Source organism: Ruegeria sp. CDSA033 (assembly GCF_059612305.1).
On sequence record NZ_JBXWQI010000005.1, the window covers coordinates 200,207 to 226,966 of the forward strand.

Annotated in this window: 24 protein-coding genes and 1 tRNA gene; 10 read left to right on the forward strand and 15 right to left on the reverse strand. The window is 57.3% G+C overall.

The annotated features are described in order from the left end of the window. The first annotated feature begins 156 nt into the window (after window positions 1–156). Entirely contained in the window at window positions 157–591 is a 435-nt protein-coding gene (locus tag AC2FLA_RS09380) for an ion channel (protein ID WP_058278005.1), read from the forward strand. Here the strand turns inward: AC2FLA_RS09380 and cls are convergent. The 3 genes from cls to AC2FLA_RS09395 form a co-directional block, all read right to left on the reverse strand. After that, window positions 588–2,000, reverse strand: a complete 1,413-nt coding sequence (gene cls, locus AC2FLA_RS09385; protein ID WP_496721768.1) for a cardiolipin synthase — start codon at window positions 1,998–2,000, stop codon at window positions 588–590. The two genes, AC2FLA_RS09380 and cls, sit on opposite strands and share 4 nt — an antisense overlap. 24 nt (window positions 2,001–2,024) lie before the next feature. After that, entirely contained in the window at window positions 2,025–2,999 is a 975-nt protein-coding gene (locus AC2FLA_RS09390) for an HAD family hydrolase (protein ID WP_496721769.1), read from the reverse strand. Between the two features lie 73 nt (window positions 3,000–3,072). Next, window positions 3,073–4,683 carry an arylsulfatase gene (locus tag AC2FLA_RS09395; protein WP_496721770.1) on the reverse strand — a complete coding sequence of 537 codons (1,611 nt, stop codon included), beginning with the start codon at window positions 4,681–4,683 and terminating at the stop codon, window positions 3,073–3,075. 194 nt (window positions 4,684–4,877) lie between these two features. Here AC2FLA_RS09395 and AC2FLA_RS09400 point away from each other — a divergent pair, with 194 nt between their 5' ends. Then, window positions 4,878–5,558 (forward strand): Crp/Fnr family transcriptional regulator, encoded by a 681-nt coding sequence (locus tag AC2FLA_RS09400; protein ID WP_496721771.1) that lies wholly within the window; start codon window positions 4,878–4,880, stop codon window positions 5,556–5,558. A gap of 2 nt (window positions 5,559–5,560) precedes the next feature. Here the strand turns inward: AC2FLA_RS09400 and AC2FLA_RS09405 are convergent, their stop codons facing one another. The 8 genes from AC2FLA_RS09405 to AC2FLA_RS09440 all read right to left on the reverse strand — a co-directional run bounded on the left by AC2FLA_RS09405 (window position 5,561) and on the right by AC2FLA_RS09440 (window position 13,988). Further along, window positions 5,561–6,784, reverse strand: a complete 1,224-nt coding sequence (locus AC2FLA_RS09405) for a hypothetical protein (protein ID WP_496721772.1) — start codon at window positions 6,782–6,784, stop codon at window positions 5,561–5,563. After that, a complete protein-coding gene (locus AC2FLA_RS09410) occupies window positions 6,781–8,286 on the reverse strand; it encodes a VWA domain-containing protein (protein WP_496721773.1) in 1,506 nt (501 codons plus the stop codon). The genes AC2FLA_RS09405 and AC2FLA_RS09410 overlap by 4 nt, the downstream gene beginning before the upstream one ends. Continuing rightward, window positions 8,283–9,266 carry a VWA domain-containing protein gene (locus AC2FLA_RS09415; protein ID WP_496721774.1) on the reverse strand — a complete coding sequence of 328 codons (984 nt, stop codon included), beginning with the start codon at window positions 9,264–9,266 and terminating at the stop codon, window positions 8,283–8,285. Before AC2FLA_RS09415 ends, AC2FLA_RS09410 begins: the two co-directional genes overlap by 4 nt. Beyond that, window positions 9,266–9,739 (reverse strand): DUF4381 domain-containing protein, encoded by a 474-nt coding sequence (locus AC2FLA_RS09420; RefSeq protein WP_496721775.1) that lies wholly within the window; start codon window positions 9,737–9,739, stop codon window positions 9,266–9,268. Before AC2FLA_RS09420 ends, AC2FLA_RS09415 begins: the two co-directional genes overlap by 1 nt. Continuing rightward, window positions 9,736–10,683, reverse strand: a complete 948-nt coding sequence (locus tag AC2FLA_RS09425; RefSeq protein WP_496721776.1) for a DUF58 domain-containing protein — start codon at window positions 10,681–10,683, stop codon at window positions 9,736–9,738. Before AC2FLA_RS09425 ends, AC2FLA_RS09420 begins: the two co-directional genes overlap by 4 nt. 17 nt (window positions 10,684–10,700) lie before the next feature. Next, window positions 10,701–11,678, reverse strand: a complete 978-nt coding sequence (locus AC2FLA_RS09430) for an AAA family ATPase (RefSeq protein ID WP_496721777.1) — start codon at window positions 11,676–11,678, stop codon at window positions 10,701–10,703. Window positions 11,679–11,786: 108 nt separating this feature from the next. Next, window positions 11,787–12,899, reverse strand: a complete 1,113-nt coding sequence (locus AC2FLA_RS09435; protein ID WP_496721778.1) for an acetoin utilization protein AcuC — start codon at window positions 12,897–12,899, stop codon at window positions 11,787–11,789. A 3-nt stretch (window positions 12,900–12,902) separates the two neighbouring features. Beyond that, window positions 12,903–13,988, reverse strand: a complete 1,086-nt coding sequence (locus tag AC2FLA_RS09440; RefSeq protein WP_058271701.1) for an AI-2E family transporter — start codon at window positions 13,986–13,988, stop codon at window positions 12,903–12,905. A 178-nt stretch (window positions 13,989–14,166) separates the two neighbouring features. Between AC2FLA_RS09440 and AC2FLA_RS09445 the strand changes: the two genes are divergently transcribed. The 3 genes from AC2FLA_RS09445 (at window position 14,167) to AC2FLA_RS09455 (ending at window position 17,217) form a co-directional block, all read left to right on the forward strand. Further along, complete coding sequence (locus AC2FLA_RS09445) at window positions 14,167–15,033, forward strand: YihY/virulence factor BrkB family protein (protein ID WP_496721779.1); 867 nt, start codon at window positions 14,167–14,169, stop codon at window positions 15,031–15,033. Beyond that, window positions 15,030–16,931 (forward strand): multiheme c-type cytochrome, encoded by a 1,902-nt coding sequence (locus AC2FLA_RS09450; RefSeq protein WP_496721780.1) that lies wholly within the window; start codon window positions 15,030–15,032, stop codon window positions 16,929–16,931. The genes AC2FLA_RS09445 and AC2FLA_RS09450 overlap by 4 nt, the downstream gene beginning before the upstream one ends. 97 nt (window positions 16,932–17,028) lie before the next feature. Then, on the forward strand, window positions 17,029–17,217 hold the full coding sequence (locus AC2FLA_RS09455; RefSeq protein WP_496721781.1) for a hypothetical protein: 189 nt from the start codon (window positions 17,029–17,031) through the stop codon (window positions 17,215–17,217). A gap of 1 nt (window position 17,218) precedes the next feature. Here the strand turns inward: AC2FLA_RS09455 and AC2FLA_RS09460 are convergent, their stop codons facing one another. Then, window positions 17,219–17,935, reverse strand: coding sequence for an RlmE family RNA methyltransferase (locus AC2FLA_RS09460; RefSeq protein WP_113790239.1), 717 nt, complete (start codon window positions 17,933–17,935; stop codon window positions 17,219–17,221). Then, window positions 17,935–19,047, reverse strand: a complete 1,113-nt coding sequence (locus AC2FLA_RS09465; protein ID WP_108858582.1) for a Ppx/GppA phosphatase family protein — start codon at window positions 19,045–19,047, stop codon at window positions 17,935–17,937. Before AC2FLA_RS09465 ends, AC2FLA_RS09460 begins: the two co-directional genes overlap by 1 nt. A 241-nt stretch (window positions 19,048–19,288) precedes the next feature. Here AC2FLA_RS09465 and AC2FLA_RS09470 point away from each other — a divergent pair, with 241 nt between their 5' ends. The 4 genes from AC2FLA_RS09470 to AC2FLA_RS09485 all read left to right on the forward strand — a co-directional run bounded on the left by AC2FLA_RS09470 (window position 19,289) and on the right by AC2FLA_RS09485 (window position 22,069). Further along, on the forward strand, window positions 19,289–19,585 hold the full coding sequence (locus AC2FLA_RS09470; RefSeq protein ID WP_058271696.1) for a virulence factor: 297 nt from the start codon (window positions 19,289–19,291) through the stop codon (window positions 19,583–19,585). A gap of 26 nt (window positions 19,586–19,611) precedes the next feature. Then, window positions 19,612–20,538: a methylenetetrahydrofolate reductase gene (locus AC2FLA_RS09475; protein ID WP_496721782.1), complete on the forward strand. Its 927-nt coding sequence runs from the start codon at window positions 19,612–19,614 to the stop codon at window positions 20,536–20,538. Between the two features lie 9 nt (window positions 20,539–20,547). Further along, a complete protein-coding gene (locus AC2FLA_RS09480) occupies window positions 20,548–21,609 on the forward strand; it encodes a methyltetrahydrofolate cobalamin methyltransferase (protein ID WP_058277989.1) in 1,062 nt (353 codons plus the stop codon). A 386-nt stretch (window positions 21,610–21,995) separates the two neighbouring features. After that, a tRNA-Gly gene (locus AC2FLA_RS09485) sits at window positions 21,996–22,069 on the forward strand. A 66-nt stretch (window positions 22,070–22,135) separates the two neighbouring features. Here the strand turns inward: AC2FLA_RS09485 and AC2FLA_RS09490 are convergent. Further along, window positions 22,136–22,993: a class I SAM-dependent methyltransferase gene (locus AC2FLA_RS09490; protein WP_496721783.1), complete on the reverse strand. Its 858-nt coding sequence runs from the start codon at window positions 22,991–22,993 to the stop codon at window positions 22,136–22,138. 25 nt (window positions 22,994–23,018) lie between these two features. Next, complete coding sequence (locus AC2FLA_RS09495; RefSeq protein ID WP_496721784.1) at window positions 23,019–25,061, reverse strand: ASKHA domain-containing protein; 2,043 nt, start codon at window positions 25,059–25,061, stop codon at window positions 23,019–23,021. A 218-nt stretch (window positions 25,062–25,279) separates the two neighbouring features. Between AC2FLA_RS09495 and guaB the strand changes: the two genes are divergently transcribed. Next, window positions 25,280–26,728 (forward strand): IMP dehydrogenase, encoded by a 1,449-nt coding sequence (gene guaB, locus AC2FLA_RS09500; RefSeq protein WP_496721785.1) that lies wholly within the window; start codon window positions 25,280–25,282, stop codon window positions 26,726–26,728. Window positions 26,729–26,760 lie beyond the last annotated feature (32 nt).

Sequence of the window (26,760 nt, forward strand, 5' to 3'; positions counted from 1 at the left end):
TTACAAGGATTTGCAACAGTTTCGCCAACTGTCCAGCGTTGACGCGCCATAGGTTCCTTTCGCCGCACTATGAACATGGGTGATCGGCTTGTCTCAGCCGGAAGTGCAGGTCATTGTTAGGCCATCCGTCGTCGGTACAATTCAGGATGCGAAAACATGACCTTGTCACAGCAGATCCTTTGGGGCAGCACGTTTCTCGGGCTTTGCTTTCTGGTCGAAATCTTTCTTCTGACTCTGTGCACGCTGGCCATCAACAGGCTGATCGAGCGTTGGGAAGCCAGAGGCGCCATTTTGGCAACGGCCGGTCCAATTGCAACCGCGCTGGCCTTTATCGTCGCGACCCACACCATTCAGGTCTGGATTTGGGCCATCGTCTGGGTTTTCGGCGATGTATTGCCCGACTGGAATACGGCGCTGTATTTCTCGCTGGTCTCATTCACAACGCTTGGCTACGGCGACATCGTCTTGGGCGAAGACCTGCGGATTTTCGGTACTTTTGCTGCAGTTACAGGCCTGTTGGCCTTTGGGTTGTCCACAGCCTATATGGTCGCCCTTATGACCCGGGTGTTTCAGGAAAGGTTCATGGCCTAAAGGATGGGTGAGAATAATCGCGCCAGCGGAGCGCCGAGGCGTATGTGCACTGGTTGCTGTTCCAGATAGCGCGTCAGCTCATAGCTTTTGGCAAAGTCTTTTTGCAGCATCGCATCGACTGCGGCTGTGGTCTGGGGATCAAAGAACAGGGCCATTGCCTCGAAATTTAACCGAAATGATCGATTGTCCAGATTGGTCGTGCCTACTGCGGCCAGTGAGTCATCCACAACGAAGACCTTTTGATGCATGAAGCCGTCTGTGTAGCGCAGGACTTGTGCACCACAGGCGCGAACTTCATCAAAATAGGCAAAAGCCGCCAGCCACGGCAGGCGGTGATCAATGACATCAGGAACAAGAATGCGCACATCGACACCGCGCAAAGCCGCGTGTTTCAGGGCGGTCATGATATCTATGTCGGGTACGAAATAGGGTGACGCGATCCAGATCCGGTTCCGCGCCTCTGTGATGGCGGCGAAGAACATCATCGACCCGGTTTCGGTTTCATCGCCGGGGCCTGTCGCGACTAGCAGCGCATTGATGTTCTGGTCCGCCTCGGACCCAGCCCAATCCAACTGGTCGATCAGATCTTCTTCATGCGCCCAATGCCAGTCTTCGATAAAGATCAACTGCAATTGCCGGACAATGTGACCGGTCAACCTGACATGGGTATCGCGCCAATGTCCGAAATGCGGGTCCTGGCCCAGATACTCGACCCCGATGTTGTGACCGCCGATGAATCCCGTTTCGCCATCGATAACAACGGTTTTGCGGTGGTTGCGGTAGTTCAACTGGAAACGGAATTTTGGTCCGCGTTGTTCATTTGGATCCGAAACCGCGATTCCGGCCTCGCGCATCTCTTCTATGTAGTCATTGGACAGGGCGTAGCTGCCTACGGCATCCATCATGAACCGGACGCTGACACCGCGTTTGGCTGCTTCGATCAACTTGTCTTTCAGCTTCTGACCCAGCGCATCGGCCCGAACGATATAGAACTGGATCAGGACGTAAGTCTTGGCAGCATCAATCGCCTCAAAAATCGCATCAAAGGTGGCCTGCCCATCGATCAACAGCTCTGCCCCGTTGCCGCGCGACACGGGCATATGCGCCAGCGCCTCGAACGGTTTGGGGTTGATAAGCAATTTGTCGGCATCGGGCGTTGAGTAGTCGGCGAAGGTCTTGATCCCCTGAACCACGCGCTGGCTTTCCTTGCGCGCGATACGGTAGCCCCGAAATCTATGGTGTCCCAAAAACAGGTAAAGCGGCACGCCAAACATCGGTGCCGAGATCAGAAAGACCACCCATCCGACCGCGCCCTGAGGTGTCCGCGCGGTTTGGGCCGCGCGGACAGAAAAGAATACTGCTGTTGTGTAAAGCGCAAAGACGAAGGCGGAAACAAGCAGTGTCCACATAGGGTTATCGGGCTCCGTGGTGGTTCAGTTCGCGCCAGTGTAGATGCGTGACCAGTCTTGCGCCATATCTACAATCACCCAACCCATGTCTGGCCCTTTGTCCAATCCATCGACCAGTTTGCCAATTGGGCTTTCCCGGTCATAGGCCCATTCACGTTCTGCATCGGTATGGTGAATCAAAACACCCAACCGTGGCCCATCGCCTGCTGTGGTCCATTCCAACATGGCAAAATCGCCATCCGAATTTCCCCCGGCCAGAATCGGGCGCCTGCCGATCGTCCGCTCGATGTTGATCGGCTTGCCTTCCTTGTCGTCCACAAAAGCGATGCCATCGGCTTTGGTAATGACCGGTCCATCGTCCGCGCTGTCATAAGTGGTGTCCATGTATGTACCCAGAATCTGTTCGGGTGGGATGCCATAGGCTTCCTCGGCGAAGACGCGCATAAAGTGCACTCCACCGCCGGAGACGATGTAGGTCTTGAACTCTTCGTCTCGCAGATACCGCAGCAACTCGACCATCGGCTGATAGGTCATCTGGTCATAAGGCAGGTTGGTCTCCGGGTGCCGGGCGGTTTCCAGCCACTCGGCGACGGCGCGTTGGAACTCGTCGACCGTGACGCCGGAATGAGAGGCATTCAACACCTCGATCAAGGCATCATGACCACCTTCCGCGACCGTCTTCAGATCGCCTGTCGCAGCGGCCTGCAAAACGGGCGTAGTCAGGATCGAAGGGTCATTCCCGGCCATCTGAGCCAGCCGGTCCATAGCAAAGATCAGTTGAAAATACACAGGTTGTTCGGCCCAAAGCGTGCCGTCATTGTCGAAAACGGCGATCCTTTCTGCTGGTGTCACGTATTCAGGGCGCTGTGGGTCGGTCACGGCGGCGACAAACTCGATGATCCTGTCTTTGCTTTCGGTCTCGGTCCAACTGGGCAGAGGGTCCGCAAGCAGAGACAGAGGGACACAGGACAGCAGGGCGCTTAGAACAAAATGTCGCATGAATTTCTCGTTCAATTTCAAGATGAAAAGGGCCGCCTTTTAAGGGGCGGCCCGATTGGATTTTAGATACGACTTAGTTGTTTGTCGGTGTCGTCAACTTGTCCATGACCTGATCCAGGTTGAAGCTTGCCGCTTTCTGGCGCGGCGGGAACTCCTGGAAGGTTGCCAGGAAGTTGCCCACGTATTCCTGAGCAGGAACCAGGAAATACGCCCGATCCAACAACCAGTCATAATATGTGTTGGAGGTGCGATAGGCGCGCTCATACGGGTCACGACGCAGGTTCACGATCAGAGGGATACGCAGCTCGGTCCAGGGCTCGATCCAGGCGCGCAGGGTTGCCCATGCTTTCTGCTCAAGGAAGATCAGCTTCCAGTCGTCATAGCGCAGCGCCGTCAGGTCACCATCATCCGAGAAATAGAAAATCTCGGCCCGTGGGCTTTCGGTCGTTTCGCCGGTCAACATGGGCAGGATGTTGTATCCATCCAGATGCACCTTGTAGTCACGGCCCATACCAGACGAGCTATAGCCAGTTTTCAGCTTTTCCTTGATGTCCGGGTCGCCAGCAACCGCCAGGTATGTCGGCAGCCAGTCCATGTGGTGCACGATCTCATTAGTGATCGAGCCCGCTTCGATCTGACCAGGCCAGCGAACCATCGATGGAACGCGCCAGCCGCCTTCCCAGTTGGTGTTCTTTTCACCCCAGAACGGCGTCGCAGCAGCATCCGGCCATGTATTCATGTGCGGACCATTGTCGGTTGAATAGTGCACGATGGTGTTGTCCGCGATGCCAAGTTCGTCCAGCAGGTCCAGCAATTGCCCAACATGCATGTCGTGTTCGATCATGCCGGCGGTATATTCGTCAGCAACGCCGCCAACGATTTCGTTGGCCTGTTGACGCATTTCATCTTTGACGTGGGTACGGAAGTGCATGCGCGTGCCGTTCCACCAGACATAGAAGGGCTGGCCTTGTTCATTGGCCCGCTTGATGAAGTCAATCGCGGCTGCGACGGTTTCATCGTCAACGGTTTCCATGCGCTTCTTGGTCAACGGGCCGGTGTCTTCGATGGTTCCGTCGGCTTTGGATTTGATCACGCCCCGCGGGCCATAGGCTTCACGGAAGGTGCGACCATCGGCCAAAACCGCATCGCCCGGATAGTCTTCATTCTCCGGTTCTTCTTCGGCGTTCAGGTGGTAGAGATTTCCGAAAAACTCATCAAAACCGTGGTTTGTCGGTAAATGCTCATCTTTGTCGCCAAGGTGGTTCTTACCAAACTGACCGGTCACATAGCCGTGGTCCTTCAGCAATCCCGGAATGGTCGGGTCTTCGACCTGCATACCCAGATCAGCGCCCGGCAGGCCAACTTTCGACAGGCCCGTACGGAACACCGATTGGCCCATAATGTAAGATGATCGACCGGCGGTGCAGGATTGTTCACCATAATAGTCGGTGAATATCATGCCCTCATTCGCGACGCGGTCGATGTTCGGCGTTTGGTATCCCATCAGACCCATCGTATAGGCCGAGATATTAGATTGTCCGATGTCGTCGCCCCAGATCACAAGAATATTGGGCTTTTGATCCTGGGCCCAGGCGGGCAGGGCCAGCGCAACTGCGACGGAAGCTACGGCGAATTTGCGCAATGTACCGCGCCAACTATCTGCAATCGAAAGGGGTGGTGACATGGTTTACTCCTGAATTGGCCGGATCTTAAAGACCCGTTGAATTAACAGCATTTGACAGCGGAGGCTTTTTATTCCGCCAACAAGGTATTGATTCTCGGTAGGAAAATTTCACATTACGTCGAGAATCGAATAGCCGTACCTTAGGCTATGACAATGTCTGGAAACCTATCATATGATTAGATTGAAGAATACTAATGTTTGATAATCCGCATGATCGAAAACGGCTGCTTGCCTCGGGGTGGTTCGGCGCGCGCGGCGCAGGGTTTCAATCGGATTTACTTGATTGCGGGATCGCGAAATCATTCGAAGAGGGCGAGGCCCTGTATCATTACGGAGATCTGGCCAACGGGGTTTACGCGATTCTGGCTGGTGCCGTTCAAATCACGGCACCAGCCGATGACGGGCAGGACTTCGTTGTTCACAGACAGGGTGGCGGGTTCTGGATCGGTGACCTTGCGTTGTTCGCCGAGTCCAGCAGGCTGGTCAGCGTTGTCGCGACACAGCGCACTCGAACATTGTTTTTTCCGTCCCTGCGGCTGGACCGACTTGTACGCGACAAGCCTGAATATGTTCGTGATTTTTACGCTTTGTCGCACGAAAACATGCAAACCGCATTGCGCATCATGGCCAATCTGGCGGTGACAGGCACGGAAAAACGACTGGTTCTGCGCCTTTTGCACCTCGATGAAGGGGCCTCAAAATCCGATGGGTGGATCGTAGTGTCACAGGATGAACTGGCCGAAATGGTGGCAGTGTCGTTGCCTACGCTACACCGTAAACTGCACAACTTGGTAGAGCTGGGATTGATCGAGCTTGGTTATGGCCGCGTACGGCTTAAGGATAGGCGCAAGTTGATCGCCGCCTGCCAGTGCTGACCTTACGGGTTAAGCGGCGGTAATGGGTTCCGAGCGCGGTGTTCCGGCTGTTTCATAACCTTGAGTTCGGACAATGCCGCTGCCCAAGCCTCGGGTTTTGAGCCGGTGCGGGATGAGTATCTTGCGGCCCCGATCCTTGCCAGTTGTTCTTCCAGGCCAATTGCCTTGTCGGGGGAGTCGCTTCGCAGCTTCCACATCTCCAAGGCGGAATAAGACATTGAAATATCATTGGCTTGCAAGGCTTCCCTCAATGCATCCAACGCAAAGTCCGGAGATATTCGATATCTGTCGCGCCGCGCCTGTTTCCAACTTGTGACACGTGGACCAAGGAACCGTACAAATACCCAAAGAACCAGTGTCAAACCGGCCGCCAAGGCAAGCAACCTGAAAATCGTATCCGCATCCGGCGGCCGCCACTTCGGTGGAGCAAGCGTTAGATCAACCGCGTCGATATCAATTTTCTCAACCTGATTGGTGTTCAGATTGTACCACCGGATCGTGACAGGCTGCAGTTGGGTCTGGCCACCTTGTTGCGCAAGGTAGACGATCTCATCAACGCGCTGACCAGACAGAACACCCCTGTCCTCGCTTTCTGTAAAACGCGGCTCTTTCGGATAGGCGCTCAGAAGCGGGTCTTGTATATCGGGGATCAATTCAGGCACCAAAAGGGGCGTCGTGCCGGCAATTTCGGCAGTCAGGCGTCGAGTGATGGCACCCCCGTTTTCCATTTCTGTTGATCCGTCGATCTGCTGGTCGACCGTGAAGCCCGTGGCCAGGATCAGCGGGTCCAGATCGCGAGCGCCCTCTGGTACAACGGCGTTCAAGGCCATTTCGGGCAAGGGAACACTGACCGTCGTTGGAGCATTCGTTTCGGGATCGGCAAAGGTCACCACAACCTCTTGCTTGCCGAATTCAATCGGCCCAGCCTGAAGCGGATACAGACGGTAGTTGCGTTGAACACCGGACCAAGTCTCGCCATCCACAGTTTCGCTGATTGGGCCGGAAGCACGCTCAGGCAGGCGAACAAGCATGTTTTCTTGTTCGAGCGACGGAAAAACCGGCGGGGACGGCATGAAAGTGGGGACAAGTACTTTAATCCGTACGATGGCCGGTTGCCCGACAGTAACCGGATCGGTAGGTGCCTCGGCTGTGACCTGCGGTTGAACACGTGTCTGCGCGCCCAGTTGTAGCGGGAAAAACAGCATGAGGAATATGAGGTATCTCATTGCTGCTGCTCCTGATTTTCCAACAGGAAGCGATTTCGCAGAAAGTCCTGCATATCTGTGTCGATCGTGCTGATCCACTGATCGGCAGACATAGCCTGCGCACCTTCGGTCGGGGCCTGAATGGTCGTGTCCTCGCCGCGCCCGGCTTCATTGTCAAAGACTGTGTCATCGGCCCCGATGCCCGCTTCTTCGCCTGTGTCCGACTGCTCCCGGGTTGTTTCAACGAAGTCGAGGATGGCTTTGGAAACTTCCAGGTTGTGCTGCGCTTCGGACCAGTCTGGTCGACGCTCCAAAGCTGTTTCAAACGCTGCTATGGCCGGCCTGTACTCGCGGTTTCGAATGCGCGCCATTCCCTCGGAAAAGGCAGCCTCGGGCGTGTCCAGTTCGGCAAAGACTGCCGCGGCTTCGGGGTACTGACCTGCTCTCAGCTGTGCATACCCCTTGTGATATGGGTCTCCAAACAGCTCTGCCGCCTGAGCGTAGCGTTTCTGGTTCATCGCAATCTGCCCCTGTTGATCCGGGCTCAGGAACCAATCTCGCCAACCATCGGCTTTTGCGGGTCCTGATGGAGCCGCAAAAATCACAGCCAGCAACAACAAACGGATCACCCAACCGCGCCGGAACCAAAGCAACGACAAAAACGCGGCGGGCCAGGCCAACATCCACCCTCTGTCCTGCCAGTCCAATCGATCATCGTCGTCCAGCGCCGCAGTGTAAGCGGATTGAATTTGACGCTCTAAGCGATTGATATCACGTTCATCGTTAGAGAACGGCACGACCGTCGCGGTCCTCAGGTCGTTTAACTGAGCGATGTTTTGACCGTTCGGCAGCATTGTCAGAAAAAACACGGGCACGGTCGAGTTTTCAAAAGCAGCGAGTTGAGACGGATCCAGATCGTCCAGAACAAACAAAACTGCGCCGGGTGTATCACTGTCGTTCAGGATCGTTTCGGCAAGGGTCAGTGCGTCTGCGGCTGCATCCCCTTGTTTGGGCATGACTGCTGGCGCGAGGCCATCCAAAAGCGGGCGCAGGATGTTGGCGTCTTCAGTCAGGGGCGCAACGCTGTGTGGGGTTCCGGCGTAGGCAATCAACGCCGTCTGTGCTCCGACGCGCGCATTGATAAGATCAGTCACTTTGAACTTGGCCCGATCCAGCCGGGATGGTGGCAGGTCCGGGTCCTCCATACTGTCCGTGACCTTCAGTGCTATTACCAGCGGTGCCGTGTCCGCAACCAAAGGGTTCGGGGCCCGTGACCATGTGGGTCCGGCCGCGGCTAAGGTGACCAGGGTTGCTGCGATCATCGCGACGTCTATCAGGTACACACGCTTCTTGTTTTCTGCCCCCAAGGTCAGGGCGGCGGCAAGGTGCGGCGCGATGCCGGTTATGGATTGGGAGTGCGAATTGGGTTTGGGCCGCATCACCCACCAGAGTATCGCAATAGGGATGAGGAACAGCAGCCAAGAGGCTCGCAAAAAATGGAAATCTGCCAACGCGCCGCTCATGCTGCACCTCGGCGCCGCTGGATGACAAGTTGGCCGGTCATGGAGATGAGCATGGTCAGCAATGCCAACGCAAGCGGGTAATGAGCAAGGCTTTCACGTGGTCTATAGCTTTGTGTTTCCACGACACGGGGATTGAGTTCGTCAATGCGTGCGTATGTGTCAGCCAATGCCTCTTCGTCATCTGCAAAGAAGTACTCGCCGCCCGTCCGTTCCGCGATGTCTTTTAACGCGTCCAGATCAACCCGGTCCTCGCCCGATGCGTCTGGGTCGCCAACGCCGATCGTATAGATGACGACGCCTTTCTCGGCCGCGATTGCTGCGGCGTTTACCGGCGTCATGCGGCTGGACGTATCCGCTCCGTCGCTTAGAACGATCATCAGGCGTTGGTCGACCTCGCTGGAGTCAAAGGTGCGTATGCCCAGACCAATTGCATCCCCCAACGCGGTATTTGGACCGGCCATGCCAACTTGAGTTTGATCCAGGAACCCATTCAAACTTTTCAGGTCTTCCGTGAAGGGGGCTTGGACAAAGGCTCGAGTACCAAAGATGATTAAAGCCATCCGGTCGCCTTGGCGTTCGGCAATAAATTGACGCAGCACATCCTTAACCGCGGCCAGCCGTTGTTTTGGAGCGCCATCCGTTGTTGTGAAGTCCCGCTGGTCCATTGATCCTGAAATGTCCAAGGCAAGCACCACGTCGCGCGCCGACTTTTCGATAACCAATGGTTCACCAAGTTTTTCGGGGCGGGCCATGGCAGCCATCAGAAAAAGCCAGATCAATGCGATTGCGGCGGCCTGAAACCGTGCTCGGTGGGGAATGACGGATCCTGACTTGGGTTCAACCCCAGCGGCCAGTGCGACATGGCGAAAGAATGGGATGCGGATCGAGCTGCTTTTTTCGCGATACGGTGGGGCAAGCCGATACACTAAAAATGGCAACGGGAGCAGGAGGAAAACCCAAGGCGCGGCAAAAGAGAACATCACGCTGTCCTTTCCCGCTTATGGGACTTGATCCAATTTCGCGCGAGGATTTCCAGATCTGGATTGGCTTTTACATCTCTGTATGGTGCTTCCACAAGTTGGCGGCTAGCGCCATCAGTAAAGGTAACATTATCAGAGGTTTGGTTTAGGAAGTTGGTCCATTCTTCTCCATGCAATGCAGCGACTGTCCGACGTGGATACGCGATCAGAGCCGTGCGGCGGAGTATCTCGGCTATCTTTGCGGCGTCGTTGTCTGACGCGGCCAATTCGGCCAACGCTTCACGCCGGTATGCATTCAACTGTCGGTGGCGAAGAAAGGCGTAAACGCCAAGGATGATAAGGCCAGCAAGGATTAAGGCCAAAACGCCCCATCCCCAGGTCTGCGGCATCATGGAAATAGGCTCGGGCACCGGGGCAGGTTCCAGCATGTCCAGCAGGTCAACCAGTGATTTGCCTTCGACATCGAAGCTCATCTTCGGCCTCCGGGATGACCAAATAGCTTGAGCAACTGGTCGAGCGTCGGCTCCGCCGTGGTCAGCGGTACTACGGGAAATCCATAGCGGCGCGACAACGTCTGTAGCTGGGCAAGTCGATCTTCCAGCGCTGTTCTTATTCGGTGCGACAAATCGGGGTCCGAGCTGTCGAGTTCAATCTGGCGGTCGCCATCGGACACCGTAAGCCGAAGGTTCGGGGCAAGTTCACGCGAACTGGGATCATAAATATTGAACAATATCAAATCATTCGAGGCAGAAAGTCTGCTAAGTAGTTTCTCTGACACCTCATTCAGCCCATCGAAATCGGAAAAGACGCACACCAAAGTATTGGTATGCGCGATCCGCGCGGCCTGCTTCAGCACATCATTCAACGCCACGGTTGGCTCATCCCGCAACGTTGCGCGCAGTTTTGAATTCAGCGCGCCCACGGATGACAGGAACCGCGTCAGGGCAGCGGGTCGGCGTTGGGGTCGGTGCTCGGCCACATCAGTATCGCCAAAGACGATCCCGCCGACGCGGTCGCCTTGCCCCAGCACGCGGTGCGCCGCGATCGCCGCAGCTTCGGCCGCGATGACCGATTTCATGTAGACTTGTGTGCCGAAAAACATCGAAACGCGCTGATCCACCAGCAAAAGGGCGGGGCGGTCGCGTTCCTCGGTATAGACCCTAACATGGGGTTCTCCGGTGCGCGCGGTCACTTTCCAGTCGATGGTACGGATGTCGTCCCCGGGCAGATAATTCCGCAGTTCTTCAAAGTTCAGACCGCGCCCGCGCAAGCGTGAGGCATGCCGGCCGTTTAGGATCGAACCGGCAGGTTGGCTGGGCAGCAGGCTGATCGCGCGGGACTTTGGACCCAGCTTTAAAAGGTGGTCCGCATCAACGTGTATGCGCGGGTCGTCGGGATATGCGGCGGTCTGGGACACGCGGCGTTCCTTTGGTTTCAGGGCAGCGCAACAAGCTGCAGGATTTCCGAAATCACATCATCCGCCGATTTGGCGCTGCCTTGTGCCTCGAAGCTCAGGGTGATGCGGTGGCGGAATACATCATGTGCGATGGCGCGAATATCGGTCGGGTCGACATAGTCGCGCTGGTTCATCCAGGCATGCGCGCGACCGCATTTGTCCAGCGCAAGCGAGGCGCGTGGACTGGCACCGATGTCGATCCAGCTGGCCAGCTCATCGCTCAACGTGCCGGGCGTTCGCGTGGCCTGCACCAGATCGGCCATGTAGCGGTCCATTGCGTCGGATACGTGGATCTGGCCGATTTCGGCCCGTGCCGCAAATACAGCGTCCTGAGGGATTGCCGGCGGTGTTTCCTTGGATGCGCCTTTGCCCGCAGCGATTTCTTCGCCTCGGACCAAACGGATCACCTCAACCTCATCCTCGACCGGCGGGTAGGTGATCTGAACATGCATCAGGAACCGGTCCATTTGCGCTTCGGGCAAGGGATAGGTGCCTTCCTGTTCAATCGGGTTCTGGGTTGCCATCACAATAAACAGCGGTTCCATTTTATGCGTGGTTCCCGAGACGGTTACTTGCCGTTCTTCCATCGCTTCAAGCAACGCAGCCTGAACTTTGGCGGGGGCGCGGTTGATCTCGTCCGCGAGAACGATATTGGCGAAGATAGGGCCTGGTTCGAACCGGAATGTGCCACCGTCATCGGTCTGCTGAAACACCTCGGTCCCCGTGACGTCCGATGGCAGCAGATCCGGAGTGAACTGAATCCGGCTGAAACGTGCGTCCAGGTTACGTGCCATTGCCTTGACCGCGCGGGTCTTGGCCAAACCGGGAAGCCCTTCGATCAGCAAGTTTCCGTTGGCCAACATCCCGATCAGCAGGCGGTCGATCACGTCAGTCTGTCCGATAATGGATTGTCCCATTCGGGCTTTGAGATCATCTATCTGATTAAGTGCATTCATTTGGTGGGTCCAATCGGCGTCAATTTTCCAAACTGACTTTGTGATTTTGTGCGGTAATTAGAAAATGTGTCGTAACAGCGGTATGTTAGCAGCCTTTATTTCGCCGATCTACTGTGAAATCCGCCCAGTCAGACGGCGCAAATCTTCCTTCAGTTCTGGTCGGATAGGTCCGTGATTTGGCGCGTCGCGCAGCGTTCGAAGCCAGTGAATCGGAGGATTTCGGCCAGCTGCCCGGTTCCAGGTCAATGCGTCGAGGATGGCCTGCGCGTCCGCCTCTAGCACTTCGGGGATGTCGAAGTCGTTCAAGGTGGCCCAAACACCAGTCCACAAGCGGCCAACTGACCACGGGTTATAACCGCCTCCGCCCAGGACCAGAACGCGGGGCGCGAGACCTTTCAGTGCGGTGACGGCCTTCCAGTGAGAATTGTTGGACAGCGCCAGGCGCGACAGCGGGTCCTCGGCAACCGCATCGGCGCCGCATTGCAGGACAAGGGCTTGCGGTTTGAAGGCCTCAGCCGCGGGCAGGATCAGCTGGTCGAGAATGGCGCCAAATTCATCATCGTTGAGGTTTCTGGACACCGGAAGGTTAAACGCCGCGCCGCCTGCATCATCATCAAGCTTGCCGGTGAACGGCCACCGTCGGGCTTCATGAATGGAAATCATCCGAACCGTTTCCAAACCCTGAAAGGCGGCCTCGACCCCGTCGCAGTGATGGGCGTCGATATCGACGTAGACAATCCGGTCCAGGCCCATTCGCAACAGTGTCAGGATCGCTAAAACCGGGTCGTTCAGATAACAAAACCCATTGGCACGGTCGGGTAGGCCGTGATGTGTTCCGCCCGCAGGGTTGTAAACGATGCCGCCATCGCGGATCAGTTCAGCGCCCAACATTGATCCTCCGGCCGCAGTGGCGGGGCGTCTGTACATCTCTGGGAATACCGGGTTGGACAGCGTGCCCAGCGCATAGGTCGAGCGTACATCATCCGAGACGCTTTGAGCTCTTTCCGCGGCCTGCAGCGCATCTATGTAGTCCGGCGTGTGAAAGCGGTGCAGCGCGCCGGGTTTTGCGCGGGGGCTGACCCTGTAATTTTCCGAATTGATCCAGCCCAGCGCGCGGCACAGGTCCATGACGGTGGAGACGCGCGGGATAGCCAGCGGGTGTTTTGAACCATAGGTCGAATGGCGATAGATCTCGGACCCTATGAAGATCGGTTTTTGCACAGATTATTGGGTCCGTGCGGGTGCGTTGTCATCACCAAGGCGGCCATCAAGAGACATCAGAATAGCCACTGGCCTAAGGGCAGGAATGTGGCTGAAGATGATCAGAATGCAGACAGTCAAAGGAACACTCAGGAATGCACCGATCAGCCCCCAAACGGTTGTCCAGAACGTTAGCGCGAGGATCACCAGAAACGTAGACATGTTCAGCGACCGGCCCAGCAAGGCAGGGTCAACAAAATTGCCGATCAGAAACTGGATGGTGCCGCAACCGAACACGATGATCAGGAAAGGCCCGATCGTTTCATATTGAACGAGGGCAATCATGGCCGGAAAGATTACGGCGATGATCGAACCGATAGACGGGATGAAGTTCAGCGCAAAGGTCAGCACGGCCCATGTTTCGGCATATTCAAGCCCAAGCGCCTTGAAAACCGAATAACTGATGCCCGCCGTGACCAGGCTGATAAAGGTTTTTACCCCGACATAGCGCTGCAAGCTGTCGGTGATCGCATCCAGAATTGTGGTGAATTCCGCCCCGGTTTCAGGATTGCCCGCCGCCAGTTGTATCTTTTTGCGAAACGCCAGACGCTCGGCCATCAGGAAGGCCACGTACAGGCTGATCAGGAAAAACTGGTTCAGCAACGATGTTGCACTGCTGAGCAACACACGCGCGACATAGGACATGTCGATACTGACCAGATTGTCACGGATAAACGTGGTGACGTCATTGCCAACCAGCCCTGTGACCCGGTTCACGGCGCCGTCGAACTGGGTTTCATACGTGCTGATGGATCGGGCGAACTGCGTCGCCTGACTGCCGAGGATGTACATGATCACGAACAAGCCAGCCAAAACAACTGTGACAGCGGCGATGTTGGCCAACCACACGGGCACCCGCGCCATTGAGATTACCCGGTCGCTCAGCGCGATAATCAAAACATTGATTAACAAAGCCATGGTCAACGGGATCAAAAATGCTGAGCCCGCGTAAAGTCCTAGCACAATCAGTGTGGCAACAATTGTCGTGTCCCGGACAACCGACAGCCTTAGCCGCGGGCCGCCCGTGTTCTGATCAGGTTCCAAAGTCATCGCTTAGCCCGCCTGTGATGCCGCGTGGCACGTTACAACGATTGGTGGTCGCTCTGGAAGATGATCCTGCACCGCTGGGCGAGATTCTGCAATGTGCCCAAACATTTGGGCGAGATAATTTACGTTCTGAAGGGATTTGCCATTTCAGAGCAAAGCAGAGGCGGGTTAGGCTGTGCGCATGAGCGCACGTGTGATTCCTTTCGTTGGTAGACCGGTTCAAGCCCTGTGGCTGGCCGTAGTGCGGTTCAACAACAAAAACGGGTTCGTGATGAGCAGCCACGTCGCCATGTCTCTGATGATGGCCTTGTTTCCATTTGTGTTGTTCACAGTGGCTTTGGCGGGGTCGTTGTCCCAGGGCTATGTCACAGATGAACTGATCGAGCTTGTGTTCGGGGCGTGGCCCAAAGACGTCGCGGGGCCAATCGTGGCTGAATTGCGGGCCGTCCTGCAGGAATCCGGCTCGGGCGTCATAACGCTGGGTGGTCTATTGGCGATCTTCTTCGCGTCGAACGGTGTGATGGCGGTGCGGGCGGCCATGAACCAAGCTTATCACGACAGCGACGTTTGGCCGTTCTGGAAAACCCGGTTGCTGTGCCTGGGGCTGGTGATCGTTGGTGGTGTTGCCATTCTTGGCATTGCTGCGGTGGAAGTTGTTTTGCCTGCCTACACCCAATTGGTAAGCGAGAAGACTGATGTGAACGTGTCAGACTGGTTGTCGGTGGACAGGTTGCGCTGGACCTTCACGGTTGCAGTTCCGGCTGGCACTGTCCTGTTGGCGCATCTGATCCTGCCGACGCGGCGGCACAAGCTGATGCAAATTCTGCCTGGCGTTGTTCTGACGTTGGCCTTGTGGGCGGCCGGCGGGTGGGGGTTCTCGATCTACATCGCGCAATTCGCCAGCTACAGCGCCACGTATGCAGGATTGGCTGGCGTCATGGCGGCGCTGATCTTTTTGTACCTGTGCGCGGCCATTCTGATCCTTGGCGCCGAATACAACGGCGCTTTGATGGATCTGGAAGACAATCTGGATCGGGGTTCTCAGTGAAATTTCTGGCGTTGTGTGTCGGGCTGTTTGTGCCTGTGGCCGCCTTTGGCCAGTCTCCGGCCTATGTCGGGTCGGATCAATGTGCCGAATGCCACAAGGACGAGGCGGCGGCGTGGTCCAAATCCCACCACGCGCTGGCCTGGACTGAGGTTAAAGACGGTGCGGTCGTCGCCGATTTTGACGGAACGCGGTTCGACCATGACGGAATGTCAGTGGAATTCACTGACACCGAAGGCGCGCTGAGCGCAAAAGTCACGGAAAAAGACGGGGTGAGCACCGAATACGGCGTACATTCCGTCGTCGGCATTGAGCCGTTGCAGCAATACTTGTTCGAAACAGAACCCGGCCGGTTACAGAGCTTTGATGTTGTTTGGGATACCGAAAACAAGCAGTGGTTTCACCTCTATCCAGATCAGGAGTTACCCCCTGATGACGGGCTGCACTGGACCGGACCCTACAAGAACTGGAACGCGCGGTGTGCGGAATGTCACGCGACCGGTTTTGAGAAGCAGTACAACGCTGAAACCAGAACATACGACTCGGTACAGGCCGAGATCGGGGTAGGGTGCGAAAGCTGCCATGGCCCGGGTTCTGCGCATATCGATTGGGTCGGGGGGCAAAGCCTGCCGCAGGGTCTGGGCGAAACCGGGTTTCTGATGGGTTGGGGTAAAGGCCAGACCGAGGCCGAGATTCAGCAATGCGCCGGGTGTCATTCCCGTCGTGAGGCGCATGGAGATGGCAACCCGCTGCCCGGAACGCCCTATCATGACGCCTACAATCTGGCGGTCCTGCGTCCGGGGTTGTACCACCCGGACGGTCAGATTTTGGATGAAGTCTATGTGTACGGCTCGTTCCTGCAATCCAAGATGTATGACCGCGGCGTGGGTTGCATGGATTGTCACGAGCCGCATAGCGCGAGTCTGAGGGCAGATGGAAACGGGGTGTGTACGCAGTGTCACTCGCCTGCCGCGAATCCCAAGTTTCCAACTCTGGCTGCGAAAGAGTACGACGCACCGGAACATCACAATCACCCAGAGAATAGCGAGGGTGCGCAGTGCAAGTCCTGCCATATGATCGAGCGTGTCTATATGGGTGTCGACGGCAGGCGCGATCACAGCTTTCGGGTGCCGCGTCCCGATTTGGGGCTGGGACAGGATGCCTGTACGGATTGCCATTCCGATCAGGACCAGACATGGGCCGCCCAGCAGATCGAAGGCTGGTTCCCTGACAGCGCGCATCGAGAGCCGCATTTTGGATCGGCCTTTCAGGCAGCAACGCTTGGTCGTGCGGATGGGCCAGACGAGCTACTGGACATCGCAACCGACCCTAATCAACCCGGCATCGTGCGGGCCACGGCCGCCTATCTGCTGCAACCTTATGGATCTGCCGACGTGGCGGCCAGAACGGCAGAGTTATTGGTGGACGAAGACGCTTTGGTTCGTGCAAATGCAGCACCGCTGCAGCGTCAGGCCAGCTTGCCCGATCAAATCCAACGGCTTGAGCCGCTGCTGTCCGACCCGTTGCGAAACGTCCGCATTTCGGCGGCAAAAGAGTTTCTGAACATTCCGCCGCAGGCTCTGACTGCGGAACAACAGCAATTGTCGGGGCAGGGCATGTCCGAGTGGCAGTCGGCGATTTCCAACCGACTGGATTTTCCTGAAACGCATCTCGTGCTTGGCGGTATGGCCCTGACGTTCCGCAATGCTCCAGCTGCCGAGCGGGCGTTTCAAGAGGTCGTTGCGCTGGACCCGCAACGCGCCGAAGCCTGGCCAATGCTGGTGCAACTGGCGCAGATCAATCGTGGACCTCAGGCCGCACGTGATGTTCTGGAGCAGGGGTTAGAGATCCTCCCCGAGGACCCGAACCTTTTGCAGTTGAAACAACAACTGGGCCGCTGAAACGGCACGGCTTGGCCCGGTTTCCGTCATTTTCCCGGCAAATTTCATAGTTACCGATCAAGCTGAGGCAAGAATTGCCCCAGCTTAAAGGTGACACATGTTTCTAAAACCGATCTACACGTCCAAGCTGAAAAAGCCACTGGCTTTGTCGCAACGGATCGAGGAATTGCGGGCCCGACCACCGGAATACATCAATCACGGCGAAGCGTTGTTGCTACAAGGCATTGCCGCCGCTTCACTGCGCGAACAGGTGCTGACCGAGGATCGGATTTCTCTGGACGATTGAGTCAGCCGCGGAACCCGGTTGCGACCACGAACTTCTCGGAACTGTCCGAACGCGACGCGGGTGGTTTTACATTCGCAACCTTGTCGAATTTCTGCTTCAGCAGCTTCTGCAGATCGCCCTCGGCGCCACCGGCCAGAACCTTGGCAACGAACGTGCCGCCCTCTTCCAGAACGTCAAAGGCGAAATAGGCCGCCGTTTCGCACAGAGCCATGATGCGCATGTGGTCGGTTTGCTTGTGCCCAGATGCCGACGCGGCCATGTCGGACATTACCACGTCAGCCTTGCCGCCCAGCCACTCTTTGACCTTGTCGTCGGCATCGTCTTCCATGAAGTCCAGCACATGTGCCTCGGCACCTGCGACCGGTTCGACCTCTTGCAGGTCGACACCCAGAACTGTGCCGATCCGTTTGCCGGAACGTTCGCCCAGCGCGTTCACTCGTTTGACCGCGACTTGCAACCATCCACCCGGCGCACAGCCCAAGTCGACGACACGTGCACCCGGCACGAGGAACCGGTACTTTTCGTCCAGCTCCAATATCTTAAACGCTGCGCGCCCACGGTACCCTTCGACCTGCGCACGTTTCACATAGGGGTCGTTCAGCTGCCGCTCGAGCCAACGGGTCGAGCTGAGCTTACGCCCGCGTGCAGTCTTTACCTTGACTTTCAGGTCACGCTGCCCGCGCCCCGAGTTGTTTTTGCCACTTGGTGTCTTCGCCATCAGAACGGTCCGTCTTCCAGTACGCCGTCCGCGCTCATCTGCGCATAGAGCAAGCCTTCGCGCAGCCCCCGGTCCGCCACGGAAAGGCGGTCGGTAGGCCAGCATCTTAACAGCGCCTGCAAAATGGCCGAGCCGGACATGATCAGCGCCTGCCGGTCATCCCCAATCCGGGGATCACGTCGGCGACCCTGAGGGCCGAGTTCTAGATACCCTCGTATGACTTTGTCAATCTGATCGCTGGTCATGCGCAAACCATCGACCTTGGTCCGGTCGTAGCGCTTGAGCCCAAGGTGCGAGGCCGCAACGGTTGTAACCGTGCCACTGGTGCCGACGATCTGGAACCCAAGGCGGGCTTGCTCGTCCTTGTAAGGCGCGAAATCGGCGAGGTTTTCTTCGAAAAACCAACTCATCAGAGCAAAGCGAGCGGAGTCATCTTCGACGTCGTTAAACTGGTCGCGCAGGGTTGCAACACCCAGGGGTACGCTGATCCAGTCGACGACTTTTGCCGCAGGGAAGGGGCTGTCAGTCGTGTGAAACCCATGGTGCAGCCGCATGATCGCGGCCGGACGGTCCCGGCGCGGTACGGATGAGATGTCGATCCACACCAGTTCGGTCGACCCACCGCCGATATCCACGACCAGCAACTGCTCGGTCTTGGTGGATACCAGCGGTGCACAGGAGATCACGGCCAGGCGTGCCTCTTCCTCGGGCTGGATGATCTCAAGCGTCAGTCCGGTTTCGCGTTTTACCTGCCGGATAAATTCGCGTGAGTTTTTGGCACGCCTGCATGCCTCAGTCGCGACCAGACGCATGCGCCTGACCTTGTTGCGTTTCAGCTTTTGCTGACAGATGCGCAGTGCCTGAATGGTGCGAGCCATCGAAGACCGAGACAAACGTCCGGTCCGTTCCAAACCTGCGCCCAATTGCACGGATTTGGAGAAGCTGTCGACCACATGGAAGCCGCTGCCCTTGGGCTGGGCTATCAACATGCGGCAACTATTTGTCCCCAAATCCAGCGCCGCATACAACGCATCTGGATCGGGTCTTGCCGGCGCGGGGCTTTCGACCGCCTTCGGGAACGCGCCCGCACCTTTGGGACGCTTGGGCGCCATCTTGAACGCCCTCCGATTTTCGAGTTACCCCGACCATAGGTCGCGGGCCTGCGTCGTGCAAGACGCTCATTAAAGTGATGAGAATTTTGATATGCGCGTTTGGTTCAGTCTTCGTTACAACCCCGGTATCCCATCGTGGGCAAAAACGTCGCTGGAAATGCGCCGTGTGTCGAAAATCGACCGACTTGCCCCCACATAGACGTTTAGAACCGGTCCATCTGGTTAGGAGGAATCAAACGCAATGCCTGACGTCACCATTGTTTACTGGCGCGACATTCCCGCCCAAGTCATCGTCGGCAAAGGCCGTCGTGGCGCAAAGCGGCAATTAGAGGAACGGTTCGAACAAGCCATCGACCGCGCGGCCATGAAGGTGAACGCCAAGGATAGCGATGCCTATCTGGCCGAATGGCGCAAGGCGGCCCCCTTTGCAGTCGACGGCGACCCGTCCGAGATTGCCGAGGCCGAAGCCACGCGTTTGGAAACGGAATACGATCAGGACCGCATCAAAGCCCTGATCGCCAATGACGGTTGGGCATGAGCCCGAGACATCTATGGGAGGCCGCAATGGCTTTGCTGAACTTCAAGAAACGTGATGCGGTCGAAAACGGCCCTGTAAACCCGACCGTCGAAGCCTTTTTGCAAGGCTATTCGATCGAGGTGATGCCGCGCACCGCCGAAAAGGTCGAAGATTTCCGCGCGTTGCTGCCCGAAGGCACGCGCGTTTACATCGCCCATATCGAAGGCACTCCGATCGAGGATATGGTCAAGACCGCCAAGCGGATCGCTGACGAAGGTTATCCGGTGATGCCGCACTTCCCTGCGCGGATCATCAAGGATGCCGCCACGCTGGAAAACTGGATTTCTATGTATCAGGGCGAAGCGGGCGTTGATCAGGCATTGCTGCTGGCCGGTGGTGTTACCAACCCGCACGGCGATTTCGACAGCTCGATGCAGTTGCTGGAAAGTGGTTTGTTCGACAAGGCGGGCTTCAAGCGTCTGCACGTCGCGGGTCACCCTGAAGGCAACAAGGATATCGACCCCGACGGCTCGACCAAGAATGTCGACGACGCGCTGCGCTGGAAGCAGAAATTCAGCGAGACCACGGATGCCGAAATGGCGCTGGCAACACAGTTTGCGTTTGAAGCCAAACCGATCATCGAATGGGCCGACAGTCTGAAACAAGCTGGTATCGATATTCCAGTCCATATCGGTATCGCCGGTCCGGCCAAGCTGCAGACGCTGATCAAGTTCGCCATCGCCTGCGGCGTTGGCCCGTCGCTGAAGGTCCTGCAAAAGCGTGCGATGGATGTGTCCAAGCTGCTGCTGCCTTATGAGCCGACCGATGTGATTACCGAATTGGCCAACCACAAAGCGGCCAACCCGGATTTCAACATCACCAACGTACATTTCTTCCCGCTTGGCGGAATCAAGACCAACGCCAACTGGGCCATCAATAACGGCGGCGCTTCGGCAAAGCCTGTAAACTCCTAAGGAACGGACATGACGCGTACAGTCGTAGAATCAAAAACAAAAACTGCCGTTCTGGGCTTTGACGAACCGTTCTGCGTGATCGGTGAGCGGATCAATCCGACGGGCCGTAAGAAACTGGCGGCCGAGTTGGAAGCCGGCGATTTCTCGACCGTCGAGAAAGACGCGTTGGCGCAGGTTGCCGCTGGCGCAACCGTTCTGGATATCAACGCAGGCGTTGTCTACAATTCGAACCCCAACCCGAACGAGACCGAACCGCCACTGATGCGCAAGATCGTCGAGCTGGTGCAGGGTCTGGTTGACGTACCGCTATGTGTCGACTCGTCCGTTCCCGGCGCTTTGGAAGCTGGTCTTGAAGCTGCCGAGGGCCGCCCGTTGCTGAACTCGGTCACCGGTGAAGAAGATCGTCTGGAACTGGTTCTGCCGCTGGTCAAAAAATACAACGTGCCGGTTGTTGCGATCTCGAACGATGACACCGGTATTTCCGAAGATCCCGATGTGCGCTTCGAAGTGGCCAAGAAGATTGTTGAGCGGGCCGCCGATTTCGGTATCCCTGCGCATGACATCGTTGTTGACCCGCTGGTGATGCCCATCGGCGCGATGGCAACCGCGGGTCAGCAGGTTTTTGCGCTGGTCCGTCGCCTGCGCGAAGAACTGGGCGTAAACACGACTTGTGGTGCGTCGAACGTGTCCTTTGGTCTGCCAAACCGCCACGGGATCAACAATGCGTTCCTCCCGATGGCAATGGGCGCAGGCATGACGTCGGCAATCATGAACCCGGTGGCGCTGCCTGTGGGTCCCAAAAAGCTGGCCGAGAAGAAAGCTGAGGTCGAAGCCAAAGGGATCATTCTGCCTGCGGACATGGATGACGAAACTTTCTGTCAGCTGTTCGGTCTGGGTTCGACCAAACCGCGCGCCGGTAAGGAAATGGAAGCCATCCGCGCCGCCAACCTGCTGACCAATAATGACCCGCACGGTGGTGAGTGGATCCGGTTCAACAAATCCCCGGAAGAGGCCGGCGCAGCGGGCGCTGTTGGAGGCCGTCGCGGTGGCGGGCGTCGTCGTCGCGCCTGACCCAATCGCTGTTCCAGTGAACAAAGGCCGGACCAAGTGTCCGGCCTTTTTTCGTATTGATGCTGATCGCCGCCGGAACCTGACAAGATCGCTGTGTTAGTGGCGATATCGCGATAGCCGTCACGTACGAAGATGAGCCAACATCGTCGCCCAACACAGGCAGACGCTGACTTAAGCAAGCGTTCGGGAAAAAAGAATATTTCGAGGAGTTGGTCGATCTGCAAGCGCAACTGGCGTTGAGGCAGAAGATATTTCTATTTCACGGAACCAGGTGCGTTGTCCTGTTCGAAGGTTGGGGTGTGTCAGGACGGAACAAGGCGGTGCCGCTTTTCCGATGATGGGTTCTTGAAGTCGATAAGCCTCTGGTGATATCGGTGAAAAACGCGGCGGGTATGATGTAATGGTAGCCTGTCAGCTTCCCAAGCTGAACGCGCGGGTTCGATTCCCGCTACCCGCTCCAGAACTCAGTTTGTCATCGGAAAAGCTTAGAAATCAGCGCTTTGGGCATGGGTGCGTCTGTGGTCAGTTACTCCGGGCGACGCGCCTGAAATAGGTTGATTTCAGCCGGGATGTGCACCGCACCATTTTTGGCAAAGGGGTGAAGCGCTTCGGCGACGGCGTGTTGGATCGCAGTCACGTCTTCGGGTTTACCGTCGAAATGGGTAATAACACGGGCGGCGGGGCCAACGCGGGTGCACAGGGCAGCGCAATCCAGCAATGAGCCTTGAAAGTGCAACATCAGGTTAACAGAATCCGCGCGAACATTGCTTAGACCTGCCTTTTCCAGCAACCCGGTAACACGCTCACGATCATGAAACGACAAGGGGCCCGGTGCATTCCGGTCGACCTTGGGCGGCGTGCCCAGCCGTTCCGTGGCCGCGATATGGGGCATTCTGAACCATGGGTTTCCGGGCAATGGCCCCCAGGCGGCAAAGGTCATCGTGCCGCCGGGCTTTAGCGCGCGGGTCATGTTGGTAAAGGCGGCAACCGTATCCTCAAAAAACATGACCCCAAATCGCGAGATCATGGTGTCTCGGTCCGCTGCTTCAAAGGCGTAGGTCTGGGCGTCGGCGAACTGGAAGGTGATGTTTTGCGATCCGGCATCGGATGCCCGTGCCGATGCGCGGTCCAGAAATGGCTGCGAGACATCTGCAGCCAGAACGTGGCCTTCTGGCCCCACGGCATTTGCGGCGGCGATCGCGCTTGCACCCGTACCACAGCCGATATCCAGAACACGCATGCCGGGTTTTAACCCGGCACGTTCCAGCACCAGATCAAGGACCGGGGCCATCAGCTGATCCAACTGGTCCTCATAGGTCAGCCATTTGGCTCCAGACGGGGATTTCCCCCAATATTCCGCCTGTTCCTCGTTTGCGATCTGCATGTCGCCTCCCTTATGTCAGGGGTGACTATGACCGCCTGCGCCGTCTGCGACCAGAGCCTTCTTCTCCACCACCGGCATTGAAAGAAGGCGAGGGCAGAGTGACCACCTGCGCCAATTCCGGGAACGGGTCCGTCTTGTGCGGGATGGCATTTGCGGCGACGAAATGGTCCTGAAATTTCGGCTCGATGGCCGTTTCGACCTTGGTGATCTCACGCACGACACGCTCAATCTCGGACCGGGCACCAATGTTGCACAAGGCAATCCGCGCGCCGGTGCCAGCCGCGTTGCCTGCACTTGAGACTTTGTTCAAGGGCGCATCGGGGATCATACCCAGAACCATCGCGTGCTTGGTCGAGATATGCGCGCCGAACGCCCCGGCCAGCACAACGCGATCCACAGTGTCGACGTTCATTTCATCCATCAACAGGCGCGCACCGGCATAGAGCGCGGATTTGGCCAGCTGGATGGCGCGGATATCGCCCTGCGTAACCGTGATGCGCGGACCGCCCTCGGCGCTGCCGTCGTGGATCAGATAGGCGTGGGTGCGACCTTCGGGTACACAACGAGGCGTGCCGGTCTGGTCTGCAGACCCGATCAAGCCGCTTTCGTCCAGCAATCCGGCGACGCGCATTTCGGCGACCGCTTCGATAATGCCCGAGCCACAGATGCCGGTAATGCCGCTTGTGGCAATCTCTTGATCAAAGCCTTCCTCGTCGGACCATTTTTCGGACCCGATCACGCGAAAGCGCGGTTCCTTGGTGACAGGGTCGATTTCGATGCGCTCAATCGCCCCGGGCGCGGCACGCTGGCCGGAACTGATCTGCGCGCCTTCGAATGCCGGGCCGGTAGGTGAGGAACACGCCAAGACTCGGCTGGTATTGCCCAGTAGGATTTCAGCATTGGTGCCCACGTCGACGATCAGCACAAGGTCTTCGGATTTTCCCGGTTCCTCTGACAGTGCCACCGCGGCGCAGTCGGCACCAACGTGGCCCGCAATACAGGGCAGGATATAGACCTGTGCGCGCGGGTTCATATTTGTCAGGTCCATTTTTCGCGCGGGCAGGGACATGCTTTCCGAGGTTGCCAAAGCAAAGGGAGCCTGACCCAACTCAACCGGGTCCAGACCCAGCAGCAGGTGGTGCATCACTGGGTTACAGACGAACACCGTTTCCACGATCAGCTCGGAACTAATCCCGGCTTCCTCAGAAATTGAGGTGGTCAAATCGTTTATTGCCTCTCGTACGGCCCTGGTCATCTCCTGATCACCGCCGGGGTTCATCATCGAGTATGAAACGCGGCTCATAAGGTCTTCGCCAAAGCGGATCTGCGGGTTCATCAGGCCCGAGGACGCTTTGACCTCGCCGGTCTCCAGATCGGTCAGGTGCGCCGCGATTGTGGTCGAGCCGAGGTCGATGGCCAGACCATAAAGCCCATGTTCATGCAAACCGGGCCAGATTTCGACCACGCGCGCCATTTCATCCTTGTGGCCCTTGTGGAGGGCGACAGTGACTTCCCATTTGCCCTTGCGCAGGACGGGCTGCAGCTTGGACATCAGCGAAAGATCGGCGGTGATGGCGTCAATGTTCCACTGCTCGCGCAGCGCGCGCTCCAGCCGTTCCAAATCGCCTGTTGGCGAGTGCATGTCGGGCTCTTCCACCACTACGAAATACAGCCGGGTTGCCGGGTCCATCGTAATAGCCCGCGCGGTGGCGGCCTTGCGAACAACCTGACGGTGGACCTGGCTTTCGGGTGGGACATCGATCACGATGTCGCCCTGAACTGTCGCCTGACAGCCCAGACGACGGCCCGATTTCAAGCCGCGTTTGTCATCGTAACGCTGTTCGACCGCGTTCCATTCACTTAGCGCGTCCTCGGATACGGTTACGCCGTGTTTAGGAAACTCGCCATAGCTGGGCGTGATCTGACATTTCGAACAAATCCCACGGCCGCCACAGACCGAATCCAGATCCACACCCAACTGCCGTGCAGCGGTCAGAACCGGAGTGCCCACGGGGAAATGCCCGCGTTTGCCCGAGGGCGTAAAGACGACAAGGGGGTCGGTGGTCATTTTTTGGCCTGCCTTTTGTATTCGCGCGTATGCCCGGCAAGATATGGGTTTGTGCGCAAAGGGAAAGGCCATTCAGCGGCACGTTTTGCACGTGTTGCGTCGTTTTTTGTCGCGGTATCGGCCAGCGAAGGGAAACTAGTTTAGGTCAGGGGCTTTTCCTTAGGTTAAATCCATGTAATAGGGTCACCGCCAAACGGGCTTTTGCATGGGGTTAACAGATGCAGATTCGTGAGGCACTTACCTTTGACGATGTTTTATTGGTTCCGGCGTCCTCGTCGGTGCTGCCGGCGACGGCGGATACAGCCACGCGTGTGACGCGTGAAATTACGATGAACATCCCGCTGCTCAGCTCGGCCATGGACACGGTGACCGAGGCGCGCATGGCCATCGCAATGGCGCAGGCAGGCGGTATCGGCGTTGTTCACAAGAACCTGACGGTCGAAGAGCAAGCCCGAGAGATTCGTCGCGTGAAGCGATTTGAGTCGGGTATCGTATACAACCCGGTCACGCTGAGCGTGAACCAAACGCTGGCGGACGCAAAGGCGCTGGTGCAGCGCTATAACTTTACCGGCTTTCCGGTCGTCGATGAAAGCGGTCGCGTCGTGGGTATCCTGACCAATCGCGACATGCGCTTTGCGACCTCGGACGAGACGCCGGTTCACGTGATGATGACATCAGGCAATCTGGCTATGCTGCAAGAGCCCGCAGATCTGGAAGAGGCAAAAAGCCTCATGAAAGCGCGCCGGATCGAAAAACTGCTGGTGGTCGATGGCGAAGGCAAGCTGACAGGCCTGCTGACCCTGAAAGATACCGAGCAAGCCGTGCTGAACCCGACCGCCTGTAAGGACCGGCTGGGACGCCTGCGGGTCGCTGCGGCGACTTCTGTTGGTGATTCTGGTTTCGAACGGTCCGAGCAGTTGGTGGATTCGGGCGTTGATATCATCGTGGTCGACACCGCTCATGGGCATTCGCAAGGCGTTCTGGACGCGGTGCGGCGGGTCAAGACGCTTTCGAACGAGGTCCAGATCATTGCGGGCAATGTAGCGACGAGCGAGGCCACCAAGGCGCTGATCGATGCCGGGGCGGATGCAATCAAAGTTGGCATCGGGCCGGGCTCCATCTGCACAACCCGGATGGTTGCAGGCGTCGGCGTACCCCAACTGACAGCGATCATGGACTGCGCGACGGCGGCCGGAGATGTTCCGGTCATCGCTGATGGTGGCATCAAATTCTCAGGCGATTTCGCCAAGGCCATTGCCGCAGGCGCGTCCTGTGCAATGGTTGGCTCGATGATCGCGGGAACGGATGAAAGCCCGGGTGAGGTGATCCTGTACCAGGGCCGTTCTTTCAAATCCTATCGTGGTATGGGCAGCCTTGGCGCCATGGCACGCGGGTCGGCGGATCGCTATTTCCAGAAAGACGCGGCCAGCGACAAGCTGGTTCCCGAAGGGATCGAAGGGCAGGTGCCCTACAAGGGATCGGCCAGTGCAGTAGTTCACCAGCTGGTCGGCGGCCTGCGCGCGGCGATGGGTTATACCGGCTGTGCAACGGTCGAAGAAATGCGCAAGAACTGTAACTTCGTCAAAATCACCGGCGCTGGCCTGAAAGAAAGCCATGTGCATGACGTCCAGATCACGCGTGAAAGCCCGAACTATCGGGTAATGTGACGCAACAGAGTTTGCAGCACGGCGCCCCGACG

Excerpts from the sequence above, each read along its gene's own strand:
- AC2FLA_RS09460 (WP_113790239.1), bottom strand. The coding sequence starts at position 17,935 with ATGGCGAAGACACCAAGTGGCAAAAACAACTCGGGGCGCGGGCAGCGT.
- AC2FLA_RS09465 (WP_108858582.1), bottom strand. The coding sequence starts at position 19,047 with ATGGCGCCCAAGCGTCCCAAAGGTGCGGGCGCGTTCCCGAAGGCGGTC.
- AC2FLA_RS09395 (WP_496721770.1), bottom strand. The coding sequence starts at position 4,683 with ATGTCACCACCCCTTTCGATTGCAGATAGTTGGCGCGGTACATTGCGC.
- cls (WP_496721768.1), bottom strand. The coding sequence starts at position 2,000 with ATGTGGACACTGCTTGTTTCCGCCTTCGTCTTTGCGCTTTACACAACA.
- AC2FLA_RS09415 (WP_496721774.1), bottom strand. The coding sequence starts at position 9,266 with ATGTTCTCTTTTGCCGCGCCTTGGGTTTTCCTCCTGCTCCCGTTGCCA.
- AC2FLA_RS09405 (WP_496721772.1), bottom strand. The coding sequence starts at position 6,784 with ATGAGATACCTCATATTCCTCATGCTGTTTTTCCCGCTACAACTGGGC.
- AC2FLA_RS09495 (WP_496721784.1), bottom strand. The coding sequence starts at position 25,061 with ATGACCACCGACCCCCTTGTCGTCTTTACGCCCTCGGGCAAACGCGGG.
- AC2FLA_RS09410 (WP_496721773.1), bottom strand. The coding sequence starts at position 8,286 with ATGAGCGGCGCGTTGGCAGATTTCCATTTTTTGCGAGCCTCTTGGCTG.
- AC2FLA_RS09470 (WP_058271696.1), top strand. The coding sequence starts at position 19,289 with ATGCCTGACGTCACCATTGTTTACTGGCGCGACATTCCCGCCCAAGTC.
- guaB (WP_496721785.1), top strand. The coding sequence starts at position 25,280 with ATGCAGATTCGTGAGGCACTTACCTTTGACGATGTTTTATTGGTTCCG.
- AC2FLA_RS09380 (WP_058278005.1), top strand. The coding sequence starts at position 157 with ATGACCTTGTCACAGCAGATCCTTTGGGGCAGCACGTTTCTCGGGCTT.
- AC2FLA_RS09420 (WP_496721775.1), bottom strand. The coding sequence starts at position 9,739 with ATGAGCTTCGATGTCGAAGGCAAATCACTGGTTGACCTGCTGGACATG.
- AC2FLA_RS09475 (WP_496721782.1), top strand. The coding sequence starts at position 19,612 with ATGGCTTTGCTGAACTTCAAGAAACGTGATGCGGTCGAAAACGGCCCT.
- AC2FLA_RS09390 (WP_496721769.1), bottom strand. The coding sequence starts at position 2,999 with ATGCGACATTTTGTTCTAAGCGCCCTGCTGTCCTGTGTCCCTCTGTCT.
- AC2FLA_RS09490 (WP_496721783.1), bottom strand. The coding sequence starts at position 22,993 with ATGCAGATCGCAAACGAGGAACAGGCGGAATATTGGGGGAAATCCCCG.
- AC2FLA_RS09480 (WP_058277989.1), top strand. The coding sequence starts at position 20,548 with ATGACGCGTACAGTCGTAGAATCAAAAACAAAAACTGCCGTTCTGGGC.
- AC2FLA_RS09430 (WP_496721777.1), bottom strand. The coding sequence starts at position 11,678 with ATGAATGCACTTAATCAGATAGATGATCTCAAAGCCCGAATGGGACAA.
- AC2FLA_RS09440 (WP_058271701.1), bottom strand. The coding sequence starts at position 13,988 with ATGACTTTGGAACCTGATCAGAACACGGGCGGCCCGCGGCTAAGGCTG.
- AC2FLA_RS09445 (WP_496721779.1), top strand. The coding sequence starts at position 14,167 with ATGAGCGCACGTGTGATTCCTTTCGTTGGTAGACCGGTTCAAGCCCTG.
- AC2FLA_RS09400 (WP_496721771.1), top strand. The coding sequence starts at position 4,878 with ATGTTTGATAATCCGCATGATCGAAAACGGCTGCTTGCCTCGGGGTGG.
- AC2FLA_RS09455 (WP_496721781.1), top strand. The coding sequence starts at position 17,029 with ATGTTTCTAAAACCGATCTACACGTCCAAGCTGAAAAAGCCACTGGCT.